We start from the raw sequence: 13,840 nt of genomic DNA, 5'->3' as shown, positions 1-13,840 counted from the left end.
CAATGCCCCCGAATGGCATTCCCAAGCCATGCATGCCAACAGGAACCACCCTCTGCGCCGGGATGACGCATAATGGCCCGGCGTTTAATTGACCATGATGACCATGCACGATTTCCACCACGAGCGCGCCCGCACGCTACTGGCGAATGCCACCCAGATCGTCGAACCCGCCGAAGTGAATGCCGCCGTGCGGCGTGTCGCCGATGCGCTCAATGCCCGTTTCAACGCCGAGGGCGCCGCCGAATTCCCGCTGGTGCTGGGCGTGATGGGCGGCGCGGTGGTATTTACCGGCCACCTGTTGCCGCAGCTGACTTTCCCGCTCGACTTTGACTACATCCACGTCAGCCGCTATGGCGACGAAGACCGCGGCGGCGAGATCGTGTGGAAGGTCATCCCGCGCCAGAACGTCGTCGGCCGCAAGATCGTGGTGGTGGACGATATCCTGGACGAGGGCGAGACCCTGGCCCACGTCAAGCAGCGCCTGCTCGACATGGGCGCCGCCGAAGTGATCGTGGTGGTATTCGCCGACAAGGACCTGGGCCGCGCCAAGCCGATCCAGGCCGACCTGGTGGGCTTGAGCCTGCCCAACAAGTTCGTGGTCGGCTTCGGCATGGACGTGTACGGCTACTGGCGCAACCTGCCGGGCCTGTGGACCATTCGGCCCGAGGATTTGAAGCAGGCGTAGGGTCGGCGGCTTTGCCGCCGACGCGTTCAAACCAGGCTCGCAGCCACGCTCCTACAGCGCAAGCCGCGCCCGCGCGGCGGCGTACTCGCGCTTGAGCCGCTCGACCATCTCGGCCACCGTCGGCACGTCGTCCATCAGGCCCACGCCCTGCCCCGCGCCCCAGATGTCGCGCCAGGCCTTGGCCGCGCCCGCGCCGAAGCTCATCTTGCTCTTGTCCGATTGCGGCAGGTTGTCCGGATCCAGCCCGGCCGCCACGATCGATTTTTTCAGGTAGTTGCCGTGCACGCCGGTGAACAGGTTCGTGTACACCACGTCCGCCGCGCGCGCTTCGACGATCGCGTCGCGGTAGCCGTCGCTGACGTTCGATTCCTTCGTGGCCAGCCAGCGCGAGCCGATGTAGGCGAAATCGGCGCCCATCGCCTGCGCCGCCAGGATCGCGTCGCCGGTCGCGATCGATCCGGACAGGGCGATCGGCCCCTTGAAGAACCTGCGCACCTCGCCCACCAGCGCGAACGGCGACAGCGCGCCGGCATGGCCGCCGGCGCCGGCCGCCACCAGGATCAGGCCATCCACGCCCGCCTCCAGCGCCTTCTCGGCGTGCCGGATCGAGACCACGTCGTGCAGCACGATGCCGCCATACGCATGCACGGCATCCATCATCTCGCGCGGCGGCGCGCGCAGCGACGAGATGATGATCGGCACCTGGTGCTTCACGCACACCTCGACGTCGTGCGCCAGGCGGTCGTTCGATTGATGGACGATCTGGTTGACCGCGATCGGACCGACCCTGACGCCCGGATTGGCGGCCGCGTACCCGGCCAGCTCGTGCTGCAGGTCGGTCAGCCAGGTGTCGAGCAGCTCGGCCGGACGGGCGTTCAGGGCCGGGAAGGAGCCGACGATGCCGGCCTTGCACTGGGCCGCCACCAGGGCGGGACCGCTGGCGATGAACATCGGCGAAGCGATGACGGGAAGGGACAGGTCTTGCAACGCGGCGGGCATCGTCATGGGCGGACTCTCGGTGGTTGGTTGGTGGATCATTATAGCCCCGAAAAAAGAACGATCGTGCTAGATCGTTGGTGGTAGACGCCTTCCTCTAAAGATCGAGCAACATCTGTCCTTCGATGCGGGCCGCGCCGGCGCGCACCAGCGCAGCGGCGGCCCATTGCGCCAATTCGTCGGCATCCAGATCCAGCATGGCCGGCCGCACCCGCTCGACCAGCGGGATCGAGGCAAGCAGGCCCGGCAGCCCCGCCAGGGCAATCCGCCCACGCTCGAGCAACAGGAATTTGAGCAGCACCTTGACCGCGTTGCGCGCATTGCGCGCGGGATCGGCGGCCAGGTAGTCGAGGCGCGCCCTGGCCCGCGCCAGGGCGGCGTCGGCGTCGCCGAACACCGGCCCATGCCCGGGGATGACCACGCGCGGCGCCAGGCTGCCGATCAGGTCGAGCGTGGCGCCGACCTCGTCGAAGCCGGGTTCACCGGCCAGTTCGGGAAAGATCACGCCGAAGCCGTCCTGCCACAGCGCGTCGCCCGACACCAGCACGCCTTCGTCTGCACAAAAGATGAGCAGCGCATGCGGGTCATGGCCGGGCGCGGCCAATACCTGCCAGCGCAGGCCGCCCAGCAGCAGGACGTCGCCCGGCGCCAGCACGCCGTCGAAGCCGAAGCGCGGACATTGCTGGCCGGTGGCGCGAAAGCTCAGCGCCGCTTCGTCCCAGCGCGCCACCTTGTCGGCTTCCAGCGCGGGAATCGCGGTGTGGCAGCCGTAGGCCGCCTGCAGGGCCGCATTGCCCCCGCAATGGTCGGAATGCAAATGGGTGTTGAGCAGGCGGTCGAGCGGACGATCGCGCAGCAGGTGGCGCACCAGCGCCAGCGTCTGCGGCGCGTGGCTGACGTAGCCGCTGTCGATCAGGGCCGTGTCGTCAGGCCCGATCAAGAGGACATTATTCGACGACAGCCAGTTGCGCTCGAGCACATGAACCGACGATGGCAAACGCAGGTCCACGGCGCGGCCTCATTCTCCGGACAGCGCGGCTTGGCGGCGCCGGATGTCGGCCCAGATCGCGCGCTTCTCGTCCTCGCTGGCATTGCGCCAGGCGCGGATCTCGTCGATCGTGCGCATGCAGCCCTCGCACAAGCCGGTTGCGGGCACCATCTTGCAGACGTTGATGCAGGGCGAAGGGACGGGGGTTTGCAGTTCTGGAGCCATTGCCGGAAAGCCTGAGCGGAGAGGGGTCGAAGGCGGCATTATCGCGCGTCCGGCATGCTAGGGAAGCGCTGATTTATTCATGGCGGCGGTCTTGGCGCGGAAAAAGACGCCCTGCTGCGTTGTAAATCCTCGCCATACCACGCGGTATGGCTGTGGTTTACGCCTTGCCGGGCGCCTTTTTCCGTCGCCAATCCCATCCGCCAGAATAAATCAGCGCTTCCCTAGCGCCGTTTTTGCCTGTGAGTCAGTATACTCGTCAATACGCACTGTCGTCGGAACAGTGTCATTGATTCATTGGCTGCACGAGGTGACCCATGAACCTGCGTTTCATCGTCGTAACCGCCCTGCTGGGCGTGTCCGCCACGGCGTCAAGCCAGGTGCTGTCGCCCGACGGCTACGGCAAGATCCGGTTCGGCCAGCGGCTCGACCAGGTGGAGCGCACGCTCGGCCAGCGCGCGACGCCGCGGCCGCTCGATCCGTCCTGCTCCATCGTCCGCTTCCAACGTTATCCACAGGTCAGCTTCATGGTCGAGCACGGCATGATCGTGCGCGCCGACGCCAGGACCGTGGTGCGCAACAGCGCCGGCATCACGGAGCGCATGTCGGCCAGCGACGCCCTGCGCCAGGCGCCGGGGATGCGCAGCGAACGCCATAAATACGACGAGCAGGGCCAGTACCTGATCCTGGCGCAAGGGGAGGACAAGGCGCTGATCTTTGAATCCAGCAAGGGAAAACTGACGACCATGCGGGCGGGCCTGAAGCCGGCGGTCGATTACGTGGAGATGTGCGGGTAAAACAGTCGGAGAAATACGGCAGCGGAGGCGAATCAGCAACGCTCGACAGGTTGGTGTAAGCTCGGGGGCATGAAATTGGTGCAGTGCACAAAAGGAATGCCATGAAACTCAACCGACTACTGATGAGGCAAGTCAACGGCGCCGTCCGATCGCTGTTGCGATCGGGACCGGCAACGCCCGGCGCCGCCGTGCAGCAGGCCATCAAGAACGCGGCGGTCATGCAGCGCGCGGCAGAGCGCCAGATGCGCGACTTCGTCGCACCCGCCCCCGCTCCCGCTCCTGCTCCTGCTCCTGCTCCTGCTCCAGCTCCAGCTGGCGCACCTGCGCCGTCGGCGCGCGCGCCATTGTCCGGCAGGTTCGAGGACGGCCATCACATGAACGCCGCCGGCCGCCGCGAGTACAAACTGTATGTGCCTGGCAGCTATACCGGCACGCCGGCGCCGCTGGTGGTCATGCTGCACGGGTGCACCCAGGACCCGGAAGATTTCGCCACCGGCACCCAGATGAACGTGCTGGCCGAGGAGATCGGCTGCCTGGTGCTGTATCCGGCCCAGAGCAAGGGCGCGAACATGTCGCGCTGCTGGAACTGGTTCAATGCGGTCGACCAGCGCCGCGACGAGGGCGAGCCGTCGATCATCGCCGGCATGACGCAGGCAATCATGGCCAGCCATGCGGTGGACCCGAACCAGGTGTATGTGGCCGGCCTGTCCGCCGGCGGCGCGATGGCGATCATCATGGGCACGCTCTATCCCGACCTGTACGCGGCGGTGGGCGTGCATTCCGGCCTGCCCTTTGCCTCGGCCAACAGCCTGTCGTCGGCGCTGGCGGCGATGAAGGGCGATTTCCGGCGCAGCACGACGAGCGGACAGCCCTTGCCGATCATCGTTTTCCATGGCGACCGCGACACCACCGTGCATCCGGCCAACGGCGAGGAAGTGGTCGCGCAAGGCGCGCGCCACTTGGTGCAGCCGGGCACCGCCGAGCCGGGCCGGGTGCCGGACGGCCATGCCTACACGCGCACCCTGTATCCGGACGAGGACGGCATGGTGCAGGCCGAACACTGGCTGGTGCATGGCGCCGGCCACGCCTGGTTCGGCGGCAATGCGCGCGGCAGCTATACGGACGGCAAGGGACCGGATGCGAGCCGCGAGATGATGCGCTTCTTCCGCACGCGGCGCTGAGCCGTCAGTCGGGCGCCGGCGGCATGGGATGCGCGGCAATATGCGCATGCAGGCAGGCTGGACACCAGCAGCCGGCCGCCTCCTGGGGCACGGCCACCGCCGGCGGCAAGGCCATGCACCAGCAAGATTCGGTGGCGCCGTCGGCCATTGCGCACCTGAATTCGTTGCCGCAGCGTGTGCAAATACTCATAACTGATAAAGTACCGATAGCTGCCATAAAATACAACAGGACACCACCCTTCCCCCACAAGGTTTACGCTGTTTTGAAGGCGTTTGCCTGTAAAATCTCGCGACATTTATTTCGGACCCTCCATGAACGCTCAAGTGACCAGCCTGAAGACCGACGACCAACCTGACGACTTGACTGCCGTGTCGACGGCGCTGAAGGCGCAGATCCTGGCCGAAGCGCTTCCCTACATCCGCAACTTCCACGGCAAGACCATCGTCATCAAATACGGCGGCAACGCCATGACCGAGGAACGCCTGAAACACGGCTTCGCGCGCGACGTCATCCTGCTCAAGCTGGTGGGCATGAACCCGGTCGTGGTCCACGGCGGCGGCCCGCAGATCGACAATGCGCTGAAAAAGATCGGCAAGCAGGGAACCTTCGTGCAGGGCATGCGCATTACCGACGAAGAGACCATGGAAGTGGTGGAGTGGGTGCTGGGCGGCGAAGTTCAGCAAGACATCGTGATGCTGATTAACCACTACGGTGGCCAGGCAGTCGGCCTGACCGGCAAGGACGGCGGCTTGATCCGCGCCCGCCGCATGGCGATGCCCGACAAGGAAAAACCGGGCGAGTTCCTCGACATCGGCTTCGTCGGCGAGATCGAGGCGATCAACCCGGCCGTCGTGAAAGCGCTGCAGGACGACGCCTTCATCCCGATCATCTCGCCGATCGGTTTCGGCCAGGACGGCCAGGCCTACAACATCAATGCCGACGTGGTCGCCGGCAAGATCGCGGAAATCCTGAAAGCCGAAAAGCTGATCATGATGACCAATATCGCCGGCGTGCAGGATAAGGCGGGCAATCTGGTGACCGATCTGTCGGCGCGCGAGATCGACGAGATGTTCGCGGACGGCACGATTTCGGGCGGCATGCTGCCGAAGATCTCGTCGGCGCTGGACGCCGCGAAGTCGGGCGTGAACACCGTGCACATCATCGATGGCCGCATCGAGCACTCCTTGTTGCTGGAGGTCTTGACCGAACAGGCTTTTGGCACTATGATCCGGTCTCACTAATTTTTTTGTGACGGGGAAACCCCCCACAAGAAAATGTCGTTACGGTGGGCATTGCCCACCGCATCTACCCGCCCTTGTAGCTCAGTGGTAGAGCACTCCCTTGGTAAGGGAGAGGCCACGTGTTCAATCCACGTCAAGGGCACCACTTCCCTCCCCCTGTTTTACCCCGCTCCATGACGTCGTCATGCGCCGCTGGCATAATCGCGTGTTGCAACCCTTGCGATCCGATTACCCGTGTCCACCTCATCCATCCAAGCCCCGGTCTGGCTGTTCGACCTCGATAACACCCTGCACGACGCCTCGCACGCGATCTTCCCGGCGATCAGCGCCAATATGAACACGTATATCGCGCGCGTGCTGAGCATCGATGGCGTGCCGGCCACGCAAGAGATGGTCGATGCCGCGCGCCTGGGCTACTGGAAGCGCTACGGCGCTACCCTGCTCGGCATGATGCGCCACCACCAGGTGTGCGCAAAAGATTTCCTGCACCAGACCCACGACATCGGCCCGCTCGACGCCTTGCTGCGCGCCGAGCGCGGCCTGGCGCGCCTGTTGCGTCGCCTGCCTGGCCGCAAGATCTTGCTGACCAATGCGCCGAACAGTTATTCGACCGAGATCGTGCGCCGCCTGAAGCTGCACAACCATTTTTCGCACCACGTGGCGATCGAGCACATGCACGTGCACGGGCAGTTGCGGCCGAAACCGTCGAAGCTGATGCTGCGCCGCCTGCTGCGCAAGCACGGCGTCGCGGCCCAGCGCTGCATCCTGGTCGAAGACACGCTGGCCAACCTGCGCAGCGCGCGCCAGCTGGGCCTGCGCACCGTCTGGGTCACCCAGTATCTGCGTCACACGGCGCGAATGAACGATCCGATCGGCAAGGCGCCCCTGCCGCGGACCCTGAAATGCCCCGGTTACGTCAATGTCAAAGTAAAATCCGTGCGGCAACTTCCGACGCGGCTCTCCGGGCTGCGCCGCTCCAATAACAACTCCTAGGGATCCCATGGCAAGCACGAAGCCAGGCCAGCGCAAGCTGCAAATCCTCCAGGCCCTGGCCTCGATGCTCGAGCAGCCCAAGGGCGAGAAAATCACCACCGCCGCGCTCGCGGCGCGCCTGTCGGTGTCCGAGGCGGCGCTGTACCGCCACTTCGCCAGCAAGGCGCAGATGTACGAGGGACTGATCGAGTTCATCGAATCGTCGGTGTTCGGCGTGATCAACCAGATCACCGAGAAAGAAGAGCGCGGCCTGGCGCAGGCGCACGCGATGCTGCAGATGCTGCTCGGCTTCGCGGCCAACAACCCGGGCATGACGCGCGTGCTGATCGGCGATGCGCTGGTGGGTGAAGACGAGCGCCTGCAACTGCGCATGAACGGGTTCTACGACAAGGTCGAACTGGCCTTCAAGGGAGCGCTGCGCCTGGCCGTCACGCAGGGACACGGCCAGGAAGCCGACGTCGCCGCGCGCGCCAGCCTGCTGGTGAACTACGTCACCGGCCGCTGGCACCGCTTCGCAAAGACGGGCTTCAAGCTCAATCCGACCGAAGGCACGGCGCTCCAGCTGTCCCTGCTGCTGGCAGCGTAGAATCGAGGACATGGATACCGGCGAAGTCTTCGCGCTGCTGGACGATGCCCGCGCCGCCCGGGAAGCACGCTCGCGCCTGTACAGCGGGCATGCGGGCACGCTGACGTGCGAGGACGCGGCCGGCTGGCCGCCACTGCTGGCGGCGCTGTCGCAGGCATTGCAGGACGGCCGGCACGCCGTGCCGCTGCTGAGCTATGAACTGGGGGCGCACCTTGCGGGCCTGCCGGCCCGGCCACTGGCCGGCCCGCTGGCGCAGGTGCTGCTGTTCACCCACTGCGAGACCATGACCGGCGAGCAGGTGGCGTCGTGGCTGGCGACGCGCAGCATGGACCCCGGCCTGGCCGGCGTCGCCGGCATCAGCGCCAATGTCGACGAAGCGCAGTTCACCGCGGCGATCGACCGCATCCATGACTACATCGCGGCCGGCGACACCTACCAGGTCAACTACACCTGGCGGCTGCGCTTCGACGCCTTCGGTTCGCTGCTCGCCTTGTACACGCGCCTGCGCGCGCGCCAGCCGGTGCCGTACGGCGCGCTGGTGACGCTACCTGGCGGCGGCGCCGTGCTGTCGTTCTCGCCCGAGTTGTTCGTGCGCCACGACGCGGGCATGCTGGTGGCGCGGCCCATGAAGGGCACGGCGCCGGCCAGCGGCGACCCCGAGACCGACGCCGCGCGCGCCCTGGCGCTGGCGCAGGACACCAAGAACCGCGCCGAAAACCTGATGATCGTCGACCTGCTGCGCAACGACCTGGGCCGCGTGGCGCAGACCGGCAGCGTCGAGGCGCCGGCCCTGTTCGAGGTGCAGCGCTACGGCGCCGTGCTGCAGATGACGTCGACCGTACAGGCGCGCCTGCGCCCGGATGCGGATCTGGAAGATATCTTCAAGGCCTTGTACCCGTGCGGCTCGATTACCGGCGCGCCGAAGCGGCGCACGATGGAAATCATCCACGAACTCGAACCCGATGCGCGCGGCATCTATACCGGCGCGATCGGCTGGTTCGATCCGGCGCCCGCGGGCCGCGCCTTCGGCGACTTCTGCCTGTCGGTGCCGATCCGGACACTGGCGCTGGGCGCGCCCAGGGACGGCGTGCCGGGAGGTCTGCGCTCTGGCGAACTGGGCGTCGGCGCCGGCATCGTCTACGACAGCGATGCGCCCTCCGAATACGCCGAGTGCCGGCTGAAGGCGGGTTTTCTCACGGGCTTGGCCAACGAGTTCGAACTCTTCGAGACCATCCGCGCTTCGCGCGAGCATGGCTGCCGCCACCTGGAACAGCATCTGGACCGCGTGCAAGCATCGTGCGCCTATTTCGGCTTTGCGTTCGACCGCGGCGCGGCGCACGCCGCGCTGGTGGAGGCCAGCCAGGCCCTGCCCTCCGACGCGCTGCACCGCCTGCGCCTGGCGGTCTCCCACACCGGCGCGCTGACGCTGAACTCCGGCGAGTTGGCGCCGGTGCACGAGCCGGTGACCGTGCTCCTGGCCCAGGAGCCGACGCACAGCGGCGACGTCTTCCTGCGCCACAAGACCAGCATCCGCGGCCGCTACGACGCGGCGTGGAAGGCGGCCGAAGCGCAAGGCGCCTTCGACATGCTGTTCTTCAACGAACGCGGAGAATTGACCGAAGGGGGACGCAGCAGCGTGTTCCTGCGCTTCGGCGAAGAATGGCTCACGCCGCCGCTATCGTCCGGCGTGCTGCCGGGCGTGATGCGCGGCGTGATGCTGGCCGCGCCCGCATGGCATGCGCGCGAAGCCGTGATCACCCGCGCGATGCTGGCGCAGGCCGACGACATCGTCGTCTGCAACGCCCTGCGCGGGCCGCTGCGCGCCGTGCTGGCAGCGTAAGCCCTTGATTTAAAACGCCTGTTTCGCGCTTGATATCCTTGATCGCCCGAGCATGCCCTTACAGGGCCGCTTCGATCTTGCCGGTCAGCTTGGGATCTTCCGGCGTGACCTTGCTCGGGAAATAATCGAGCACCTTGCCGTCACGGCCGATCAGGTATTTGGTGAAGTTCCACTTCGGTTCCTGGCCGGTGGTCTTGATCAGCTGCGCATGCAGCGGATTGGCTTGCGGACCTTTCACCGAGCTCTTGGCGAACATCGGGAACTTGACGCCATAGGTGTTGAAGCACAGGTCGGCGATTTCCTTGGCGCTGCCCGGTTCCTGCTGGCCGAAATCGTTCGACGGGAAACCCAGGATCACGAAGCCGCGGCCGCCATACTTGGCATAGATCTTTTCCAGCCCTTCGTACTGCTTGGTGAAGCCGCAGTAGCTGGCCGTGTTCACCACCAGCACCACCTTGCCGGCGTACTGGCAGAGGTCTTGCGGCGCCTCGTCCTGCAGGCGCTTGAAGCTGTGCTTGAGTACGGCCGGGCAGGCGGCCGGGCTCTTGGTCAGAGTGGCGACCGGCGCGGCCTGCGCCCGTGCCGGCTGGGTGACGCTGGCGGCGGCCGTGGCGGCGAGCAGCAGGGCGATGGTCTTGATCATGGCGTGGTATTGAGGGCACCTCGAAAAACCGTCGCGAGCGGCAGCAGTTTCGGTCGAGAAGCGCAGCTGTACTAGAGTACAGCGAGCATCGCAGACCGAAAATGCAACGCGCAGCAGGTTTTTCGAGGTGCCCTTGACGGGGTTGAGGTGCGTCGATTGTAGCGCAAGCGGCAACCCCGGCGGCCAACGCTTTTCTCACCCTTCCAGGCCGCGGTGCTCGATCTTGATGCAGTGGTTCATGACCACGTCCAGCCCGGCGGCGCGCGCCAGGTCGGCGGCGGCCTGGTTCTCGATGTCGAGCTGCATCCACAGGCAGCCGGCGCGCACGGCGATCGCCTCGCGCGCGATCGGGCCGATGTCCTCGGATTTGCGGAAGCAGTCGACGATGTCGATCTGCTGGCCGCTGGCCGCGAGCGAGTCGGCCGCCTCCTGCAAGGTGGCGTAGACGGTCTCGCCGTGGATGGCCTGGCCGGCGTAGCTCGGGTTGACGGGCAGGATGCGGTAACCGTTGCGCTGCAAGTAGGCGCCCACTTCGTTGCTGGCGCGGTCTTCCTTGTTCGACATGCCGACGATGGCGACAGTCTTGCTGTCGCGGAGGATCTGGGCGATCGTTCTCATGCTGCCTCATGATGTTGTTGTCGTTGCAGCCAGCTTATCAGTTTGTATGCACTGGCGCTGCACGGTCAAACGTGGAAAGATGGCGGCTCATCCATCCTGAATGCCTTCAACATGCGCTTCGGACCTGTTTCGCGTATCGGCGCCCTGGTTGCGCTGGCCCTCTCGATCGCCGGCGCGCACGGCGCCGGCTCCCTGCCGGACGTCGAACGCGCCATCGTGCCGGTGGCCGGCTGGGGCGGCACGGCGGCCGATGCGACCAAGGCGCGCCGCCACCAGATCACCCACATCACCTTGCACCACCAGGGCGAACCGTTCAAGCCGGGCACCGATCCGCACGCCTACCTGCGCCGCCTGCAGGCCTGGTCGCGGCTTGATAAAGGCTGGCTCGACATCCCCTACCACTACGTGATCGACCTCGATGGCCGCATCTACGGCGCGCGCGACATCGCCTATGCCGGCGACACCAATACCGACTACGACCCGAAGGGCCACGCGTTGATCGAGGTGGTCGGCAATTTCGAGGAGGTGGAGCCGAACCAGCAGCAGCTCGATGCGGTGGTGCGCCTGATGGCGATGCTGGCCGCGAAGCACCGGGTCCCGCTGGACGCTATCGGGAGCCACCGCGATTATTCGGACAAGACCGTGTGCCCGGGCGAACACCTGTACCGCTACGTGAAGGATGATTACTTCAGGCACCAGGTGGCCTTGCGACTGGCGCAGGCGCAGGCCGCGAACTAAGCGCCCGGCCTGCTCAGTGAGCGCTTACTGCACGCGCGCGCCGCGCGTGACCTGGCCGTTCTGGTGCAAGACGACCACTGGCGCGCCATCGGCGGCTTGCTCGAACCGGAGTTCCGCATTCACGTCGCGCGAGAAGAACACGTTCTCGCTGGCCGGGAAGATCTCGACCTGCCGCTGTCCGGTCGCCTGCGCGTAATAGCGTTCGCCCGCGCGGCTGACCGTGATCGTGAACTGCGGCGCGAGCTGGTAGGCGCCGGCGCGCGCATCGAAGCCGGCGTTGTCGATCTTGACCGCCTGCCGTTCGGCGGGCGCGTCGCCAACGCGCTCATTGCGCACCCGCTCGCCTGCGTTGTCGACCGTGACATGGGTGACTTTGCCCCGCGCATCGCGTCCGAACTCGAAGCGCGCCAGCGTTCCCGGCAGGAAGAAGCCGTTCTTCGAATACGGCGTCAGGGTGCGCGGCGACCGCTCGCCGCGCGCCATCATGAGCTTGCCGTCGCGGCTGGTGAAGGTACGCTTTTCCTGGGCGTCGATCTCATACACGCCGGTGAACGCATCCAGGGCCCCGGCATCGAGCTCGAATGCCTTCGGCTCCATGAACGGCTTGCCCATCGCCAGCGCCGACGCCCGCTTGGCCAGCACCTCCGGATCGGCATTGCCGCTGTCGGCATTGCTCAGCACCGCCACGAAGATCTTCTGCTCCGGCAGGCGCAGCGCATGGGTGCGGAAACCATTGATGCCGCCGCCATGGTCGACCATCGGCGTGCCCTGAAGCGTGCCCACGCTCCAGCCATAACCGTAGCCGGTCGACTTCTCCGGGCTCAGCTTGTAGGGCGTGAAGGCCAGCTTCCAGCTTGCCGGTGTGAGGAGCTTGCCGGATGCGATGGCGGTATCCCATGTCGCCAGGTCGTCCACGGTGGAGACCAGCGCGCCGGCCGCATAGGGCTGGCTCATCGACAGGGGCTGCGCCGGCGCGAACCCTTTCTCCTGCGCGCTGTAGCCGGCCGCGCGCGGTGCGTTCGAACGCTCGACGCCTTCATACGCGGTGTCTTTCATGCCCAGCGGCGTGAAGATGCGCCGTTCCAGGAAGCCGGCGTAAGTCATGCCCGAGACCTTCTCGATGATCGCGCCGAGCAGGAAATAACCGCTGTTGTTGTAGCTGAACGTCGTGCCCGGCTCGAACTCGAGCGGATCGTTCCTGAAGCCGTCGATCATCCGGGCCACGGTGAAGTCTTGCGCCATGGTCGACACGTAATCCGGCTTGCTGGTATAGCTGACGATGCCCGAGGTGTGGGTCAGCAGGTGCTCGACGGTAATGACCTTGCCCTGGGTCGGATAGTCGGGAAAGAAGCGCGTGATGGGATCGTTCAGGGCCAGCTTGCCCTCCTCGGCCAGCATCAGGATCGCCACCGCCGTGAACTGCTTGGTGATCGAGCCCAGGCGCAGCACGGTGCCGGGCGTCAGCGGCGTCCTGGCGGCCACATCGGCGGCGCCATAGGCTTTTCGGAACACCGTCTTGCCGTCCTTGACCACGATGACGGTGGCGCCGGGATCTTCCGCCTTGTACTGGGGCTTGAACAGCGCGTCGAGCTTGCCGGACAGGGATTGCGCCGGGACGGTCTTGGTAGCCGGCTGTTGCGCTTGCGCGAGCACGGGATTGGACAACAGGACGACAGCAACGGCGGCGGCGGAGAGTTTCAGCATGGTCGACTACCCTTCCTGGCGAGTTGTATTCTTGATACTGTAACTCTGCCTTATGGGTAGCGGTGAAAAATGCGACGAACGATTCATCCGGCCCGATGAACTGGGTAAAAGACGGGATATAAAAAAAGGCAGCCCGCAGGCTGCCCCTTTCGATGCCGAGCTTATTGAGCTCAACGGCCTCGCGACCGCAGTTTCTGGATCGCCGCCAGCTGCGCGATCGCGGCGGCCATCTCGGCCTGGGCTTTCGCGTAATCGATGGTCGATTCCTTGTTCAGCATCAGCTCTTCGGCCTGCTTCTTGGCCTCGGTCGCTTTCGCTTCGTCCAGGTCGGCGCCGCGGATCGCGGTGTCGGCCAGCACGGTCACGCCGTTCGGCTGCACTTCGAGGATACCGCCGGCGACGAAGACGAACTCTTCGCCGCCGCCGGCCACCTGGATGCGCACGGCGCCCGGGCGGATGCGCGTGATCAAGGGGGTGTGCTTCGGGTAGATACCCAGCTCACCCGCTTCACCCGGCAACGCGACGAATTCGGCCTGGCCGGAGAAGATCTGCTCTTCGGCCGAGACTACGTCAACGAGAAATGTGTTTGCCATGTGTGTCCTTTAGT

At 65.7% G+C, this 13,840-nt stretch carries 16 protein-coding genes and 1 tRNA gene; 9 read left to right on the top strand and 8 right to left on the bottom strand.

Annotation, left to right across the window (positions count from 1 at the left end; genetic code table 11):
- Window positions 1-103 precede the first annotated feature (103 nt).
- Window positions 104-685, top strand: a complete 582-nt coding sequence (locus ABIB38_RS01480; RefSeq protein ID WP_429201781.1) for a hypoxanthine-guanine phosphoribosyltransferase — start codon at window positions 104-106, stop codon at window positions 683-685.
- A 51-nt stretch (window positions 686-736) separates the two neighbouring features.
- Here the strand turns inward: ABIB38_RS01480 and ABIB38_RS01475 are convergent, their stop codons facing one another.
- From ABIB38_RS01475 to ABIB38_RS01465, 3 genes are all read right to left on the bottom strand, one after another.
- A complete protein-coding gene (locus ABIB38_RS01475; RefSeq protein ID WP_429201132.1) occupies window positions 737-1,690 on the bottom strand; it encodes an NAD(P)H-dependent flavin oxidoreductase in 954 nt (317 codons plus the stop codon).
- 88 nt (window positions 1,691-1,778) lie between these two features.
- The gene (locus tag ABIB38_RS01470; RefSeq protein ID WP_429201130.1) at window positions 1,779-2,690 is read right to left on the bottom strand and encodes an MBL fold metallo-hydrolase; all 912 of its coding nucleotides are present in this window, start codon (window positions 2,688-2,690) and stop codon (window positions 1,779-1,781) included.
- A 9-nt stretch (window positions 2,691-2,699) separates the two neighbouring features.
- Window positions 2,700-2,894, bottom strand: a complete 195-nt coding sequence (locus tag ABIB38_RS01465; RefSeq protein WP_429201128.1) for a DUF1289 domain-containing protein — start codon at window positions 2,892-2,894, stop codon at window positions 2,700-2,702.
- Window positions 2,895-3,208: 314 nt separating this feature from the next.
- Here ABIB38_RS01465 and ABIB38_RS01460 point away from each other — a divergent pair, with 314 nt between their 5' ends.
- Complete coding sequence (locus tag ABIB38_RS01460; RefSeq protein WP_429201126.1) at window positions 3,209-3,688, top strand: hypothetical protein; 480 nt, start codon at window positions 3,209-3,211, stop codon at window positions 3,686-3,688.
- A gap of 101 nt (window positions 3,689-3,789) precedes the next feature.
- Complete coding sequence (locus ABIB38_RS01455; protein ID WP_429201124.1) at window positions 3,790-4,869, top strand: extracellular catalytic domain type 1 short-chain-length polyhydroxyalkanoate depolymerase; 1,080 nt, start codon at window positions 3,790-3,792, stop codon at window positions 4,867-4,869.
- Between the two features lie 4 nt (window positions 4,870-4,873).
- Here the strand turns inward: ABIB38_RS01455 and ABIB38_RS01450 are convergent, their stop codons facing one another.
- Window positions 4,874-5,059, bottom strand: coding sequence for a cysteine-rich CWC family protein (locus ABIB38_RS01450; RefSeq protein WP_429201122.1), 186 nt, complete (start codon window positions 5,057-5,059; stop codon window positions 4,874-4,876).
- Between the two features lie 122 nt (window positions 5,060-5,181).
- On the opposite strand from ABIB38_RS01450, the gene argB reads away from it, so the two are divergent.
- From argB to pabB, 5 genes are all read left to right on the top strand, one after another.
- Entirely contained in the window at window positions 5,182-6,111 is a 930-nt protein-coding gene (gene argB, locus ABIB38_RS01445; RefSeq protein ID WP_137172632.1) for an acetylglutamate kinase, read from the top strand.
- Between the two features lie 70 nt (window positions 6,112-6,181).
- A tRNA-Thr gene (locus tag ABIB38_RS01440) sits at window positions 6,182-6,256 on the top strand.
- Window positions 6,257-6,345: 89 nt separating this feature from the next.
- Window positions 6,346-7,104 (top strand): pyrimidine 5'-nucleotidase, encoded by a 759-nt coding sequence (locus ABIB38_RS01435; protein WP_429201120.1) that lies wholly within the window; start codon window positions 6,346-6,348, stop codon window positions 7,102-7,104.
- Between the two features lie 7 nt (window positions 7,105-7,111).
- Window positions 7,112-7,690, top strand: a complete 579-nt coding sequence (gene slmA, locus ABIB38_RS01430) for a nucleoid occlusion factor SlmA (protein WP_429201119.1) — start codon at window positions 7,112-7,114, stop codon at window positions 7,688-7,690.
- A gap of 10 nt (window positions 7,691-7,700) precedes the next feature.
- The gene (gene pabB, locus ABIB38_RS01425) at window positions 7,701-9,530 is read left to right on the top strand and encodes an aminodeoxychorismate synthase component I (protein ID WP_429201117.1); all 1,830 of its coding nucleotides are present in this window, start codon (window positions 7,701-7,703) and stop codon (window positions 9,528-9,530) included.
- A 58-nt stretch (window positions 9,531-9,588) separates the two neighbouring features.
- Here pabB and ABIB38_RS01420 read toward each other — a convergent pair whose 3' ends face one another.
- On the bottom strand, window positions 9,589-10,173 hold the full coding sequence (locus ABIB38_RS01420) for a glutathione peroxidase (RefSeq protein WP_429201115.1): 585 nt from the start codon (window positions 10,171-10,173) through the stop codon (window positions 9,589-9,591).
- 195 nt (window positions 10,174-10,368) lie between these two features.
- The gene (locus ABIB38_RS01415; RefSeq protein WP_429201113.1) at window positions 10,369-10,791 is read right to left on the bottom strand and encodes a CoA-binding protein; all 423 of its coding nucleotides are present in this window, start codon (window positions 10,789-10,791) and stop codon (window positions 10,369-10,371) included.
- 111 nt (window positions 10,792-10,902) lie between these two features.
- On the opposite strand from ABIB38_RS01415, the gene ABIB38_RS01410 reads away from it, so the two are divergent.
- Window positions 10,903-11,529 carry a peptidoglycan recognition protein family protein gene (locus ABIB38_RS01410; protein ID WP_429201111.1) on the top strand — a complete coding sequence of 209 codons (627 nt, stop codon included), beginning with the start codon at window positions 10,903-10,905 and terminating at the stop codon, window positions 11,527-11,529.
- Window positions 11,530-11,553: 24 nt separating this feature from the next.
- Here the strand turns inward: ABIB38_RS01410 and ABIB38_RS01405 are convergent, their stop codons facing one another.
- Both ABIB38_RS01405 and ABIB38_RS01400 read right to left on the bottom strand, forming a co-directional pair.
- Window positions 11,554-13,233 carry a serine hydrolase domain-containing protein gene (locus ABIB38_RS01405; RefSeq protein WP_429201110.1) on the bottom strand — a complete coding sequence of 560 codons (1,680 nt, stop codon included), beginning with the start codon at window positions 13,231-13,233 and terminating at the stop codon, window positions 11,554-11,556.
- Window positions 13,234-13,403: 170 nt separating this feature from the next.
- Complete coding sequence (locus tag ABIB38_RS01400) at window positions 13,404-13,826, bottom strand: F0F1 ATP synthase subunit epsilon (protein WP_429201108.1); 423 nt, start codon at window positions 13,824-13,826, stop codon at window positions 13,404-13,406.
- Window positions 13,827-13,840: the final 14 nt, after the last annotated feature.

Origin of the sequence: Massilia sp. UYP11 (genome assembly GCF_050434805.1) — a bacterium.
Taxonomy (GTDB): Bacteria; Pseudomonadota; Gammaproteobacteria; order Burkholderiales; family Burkholderiaceae_D; genus Telluria.
Note: the sequence above shows the minus strand (reverse complement) of the source record. Positions and strands in the feature narration are given on the sequence as shown.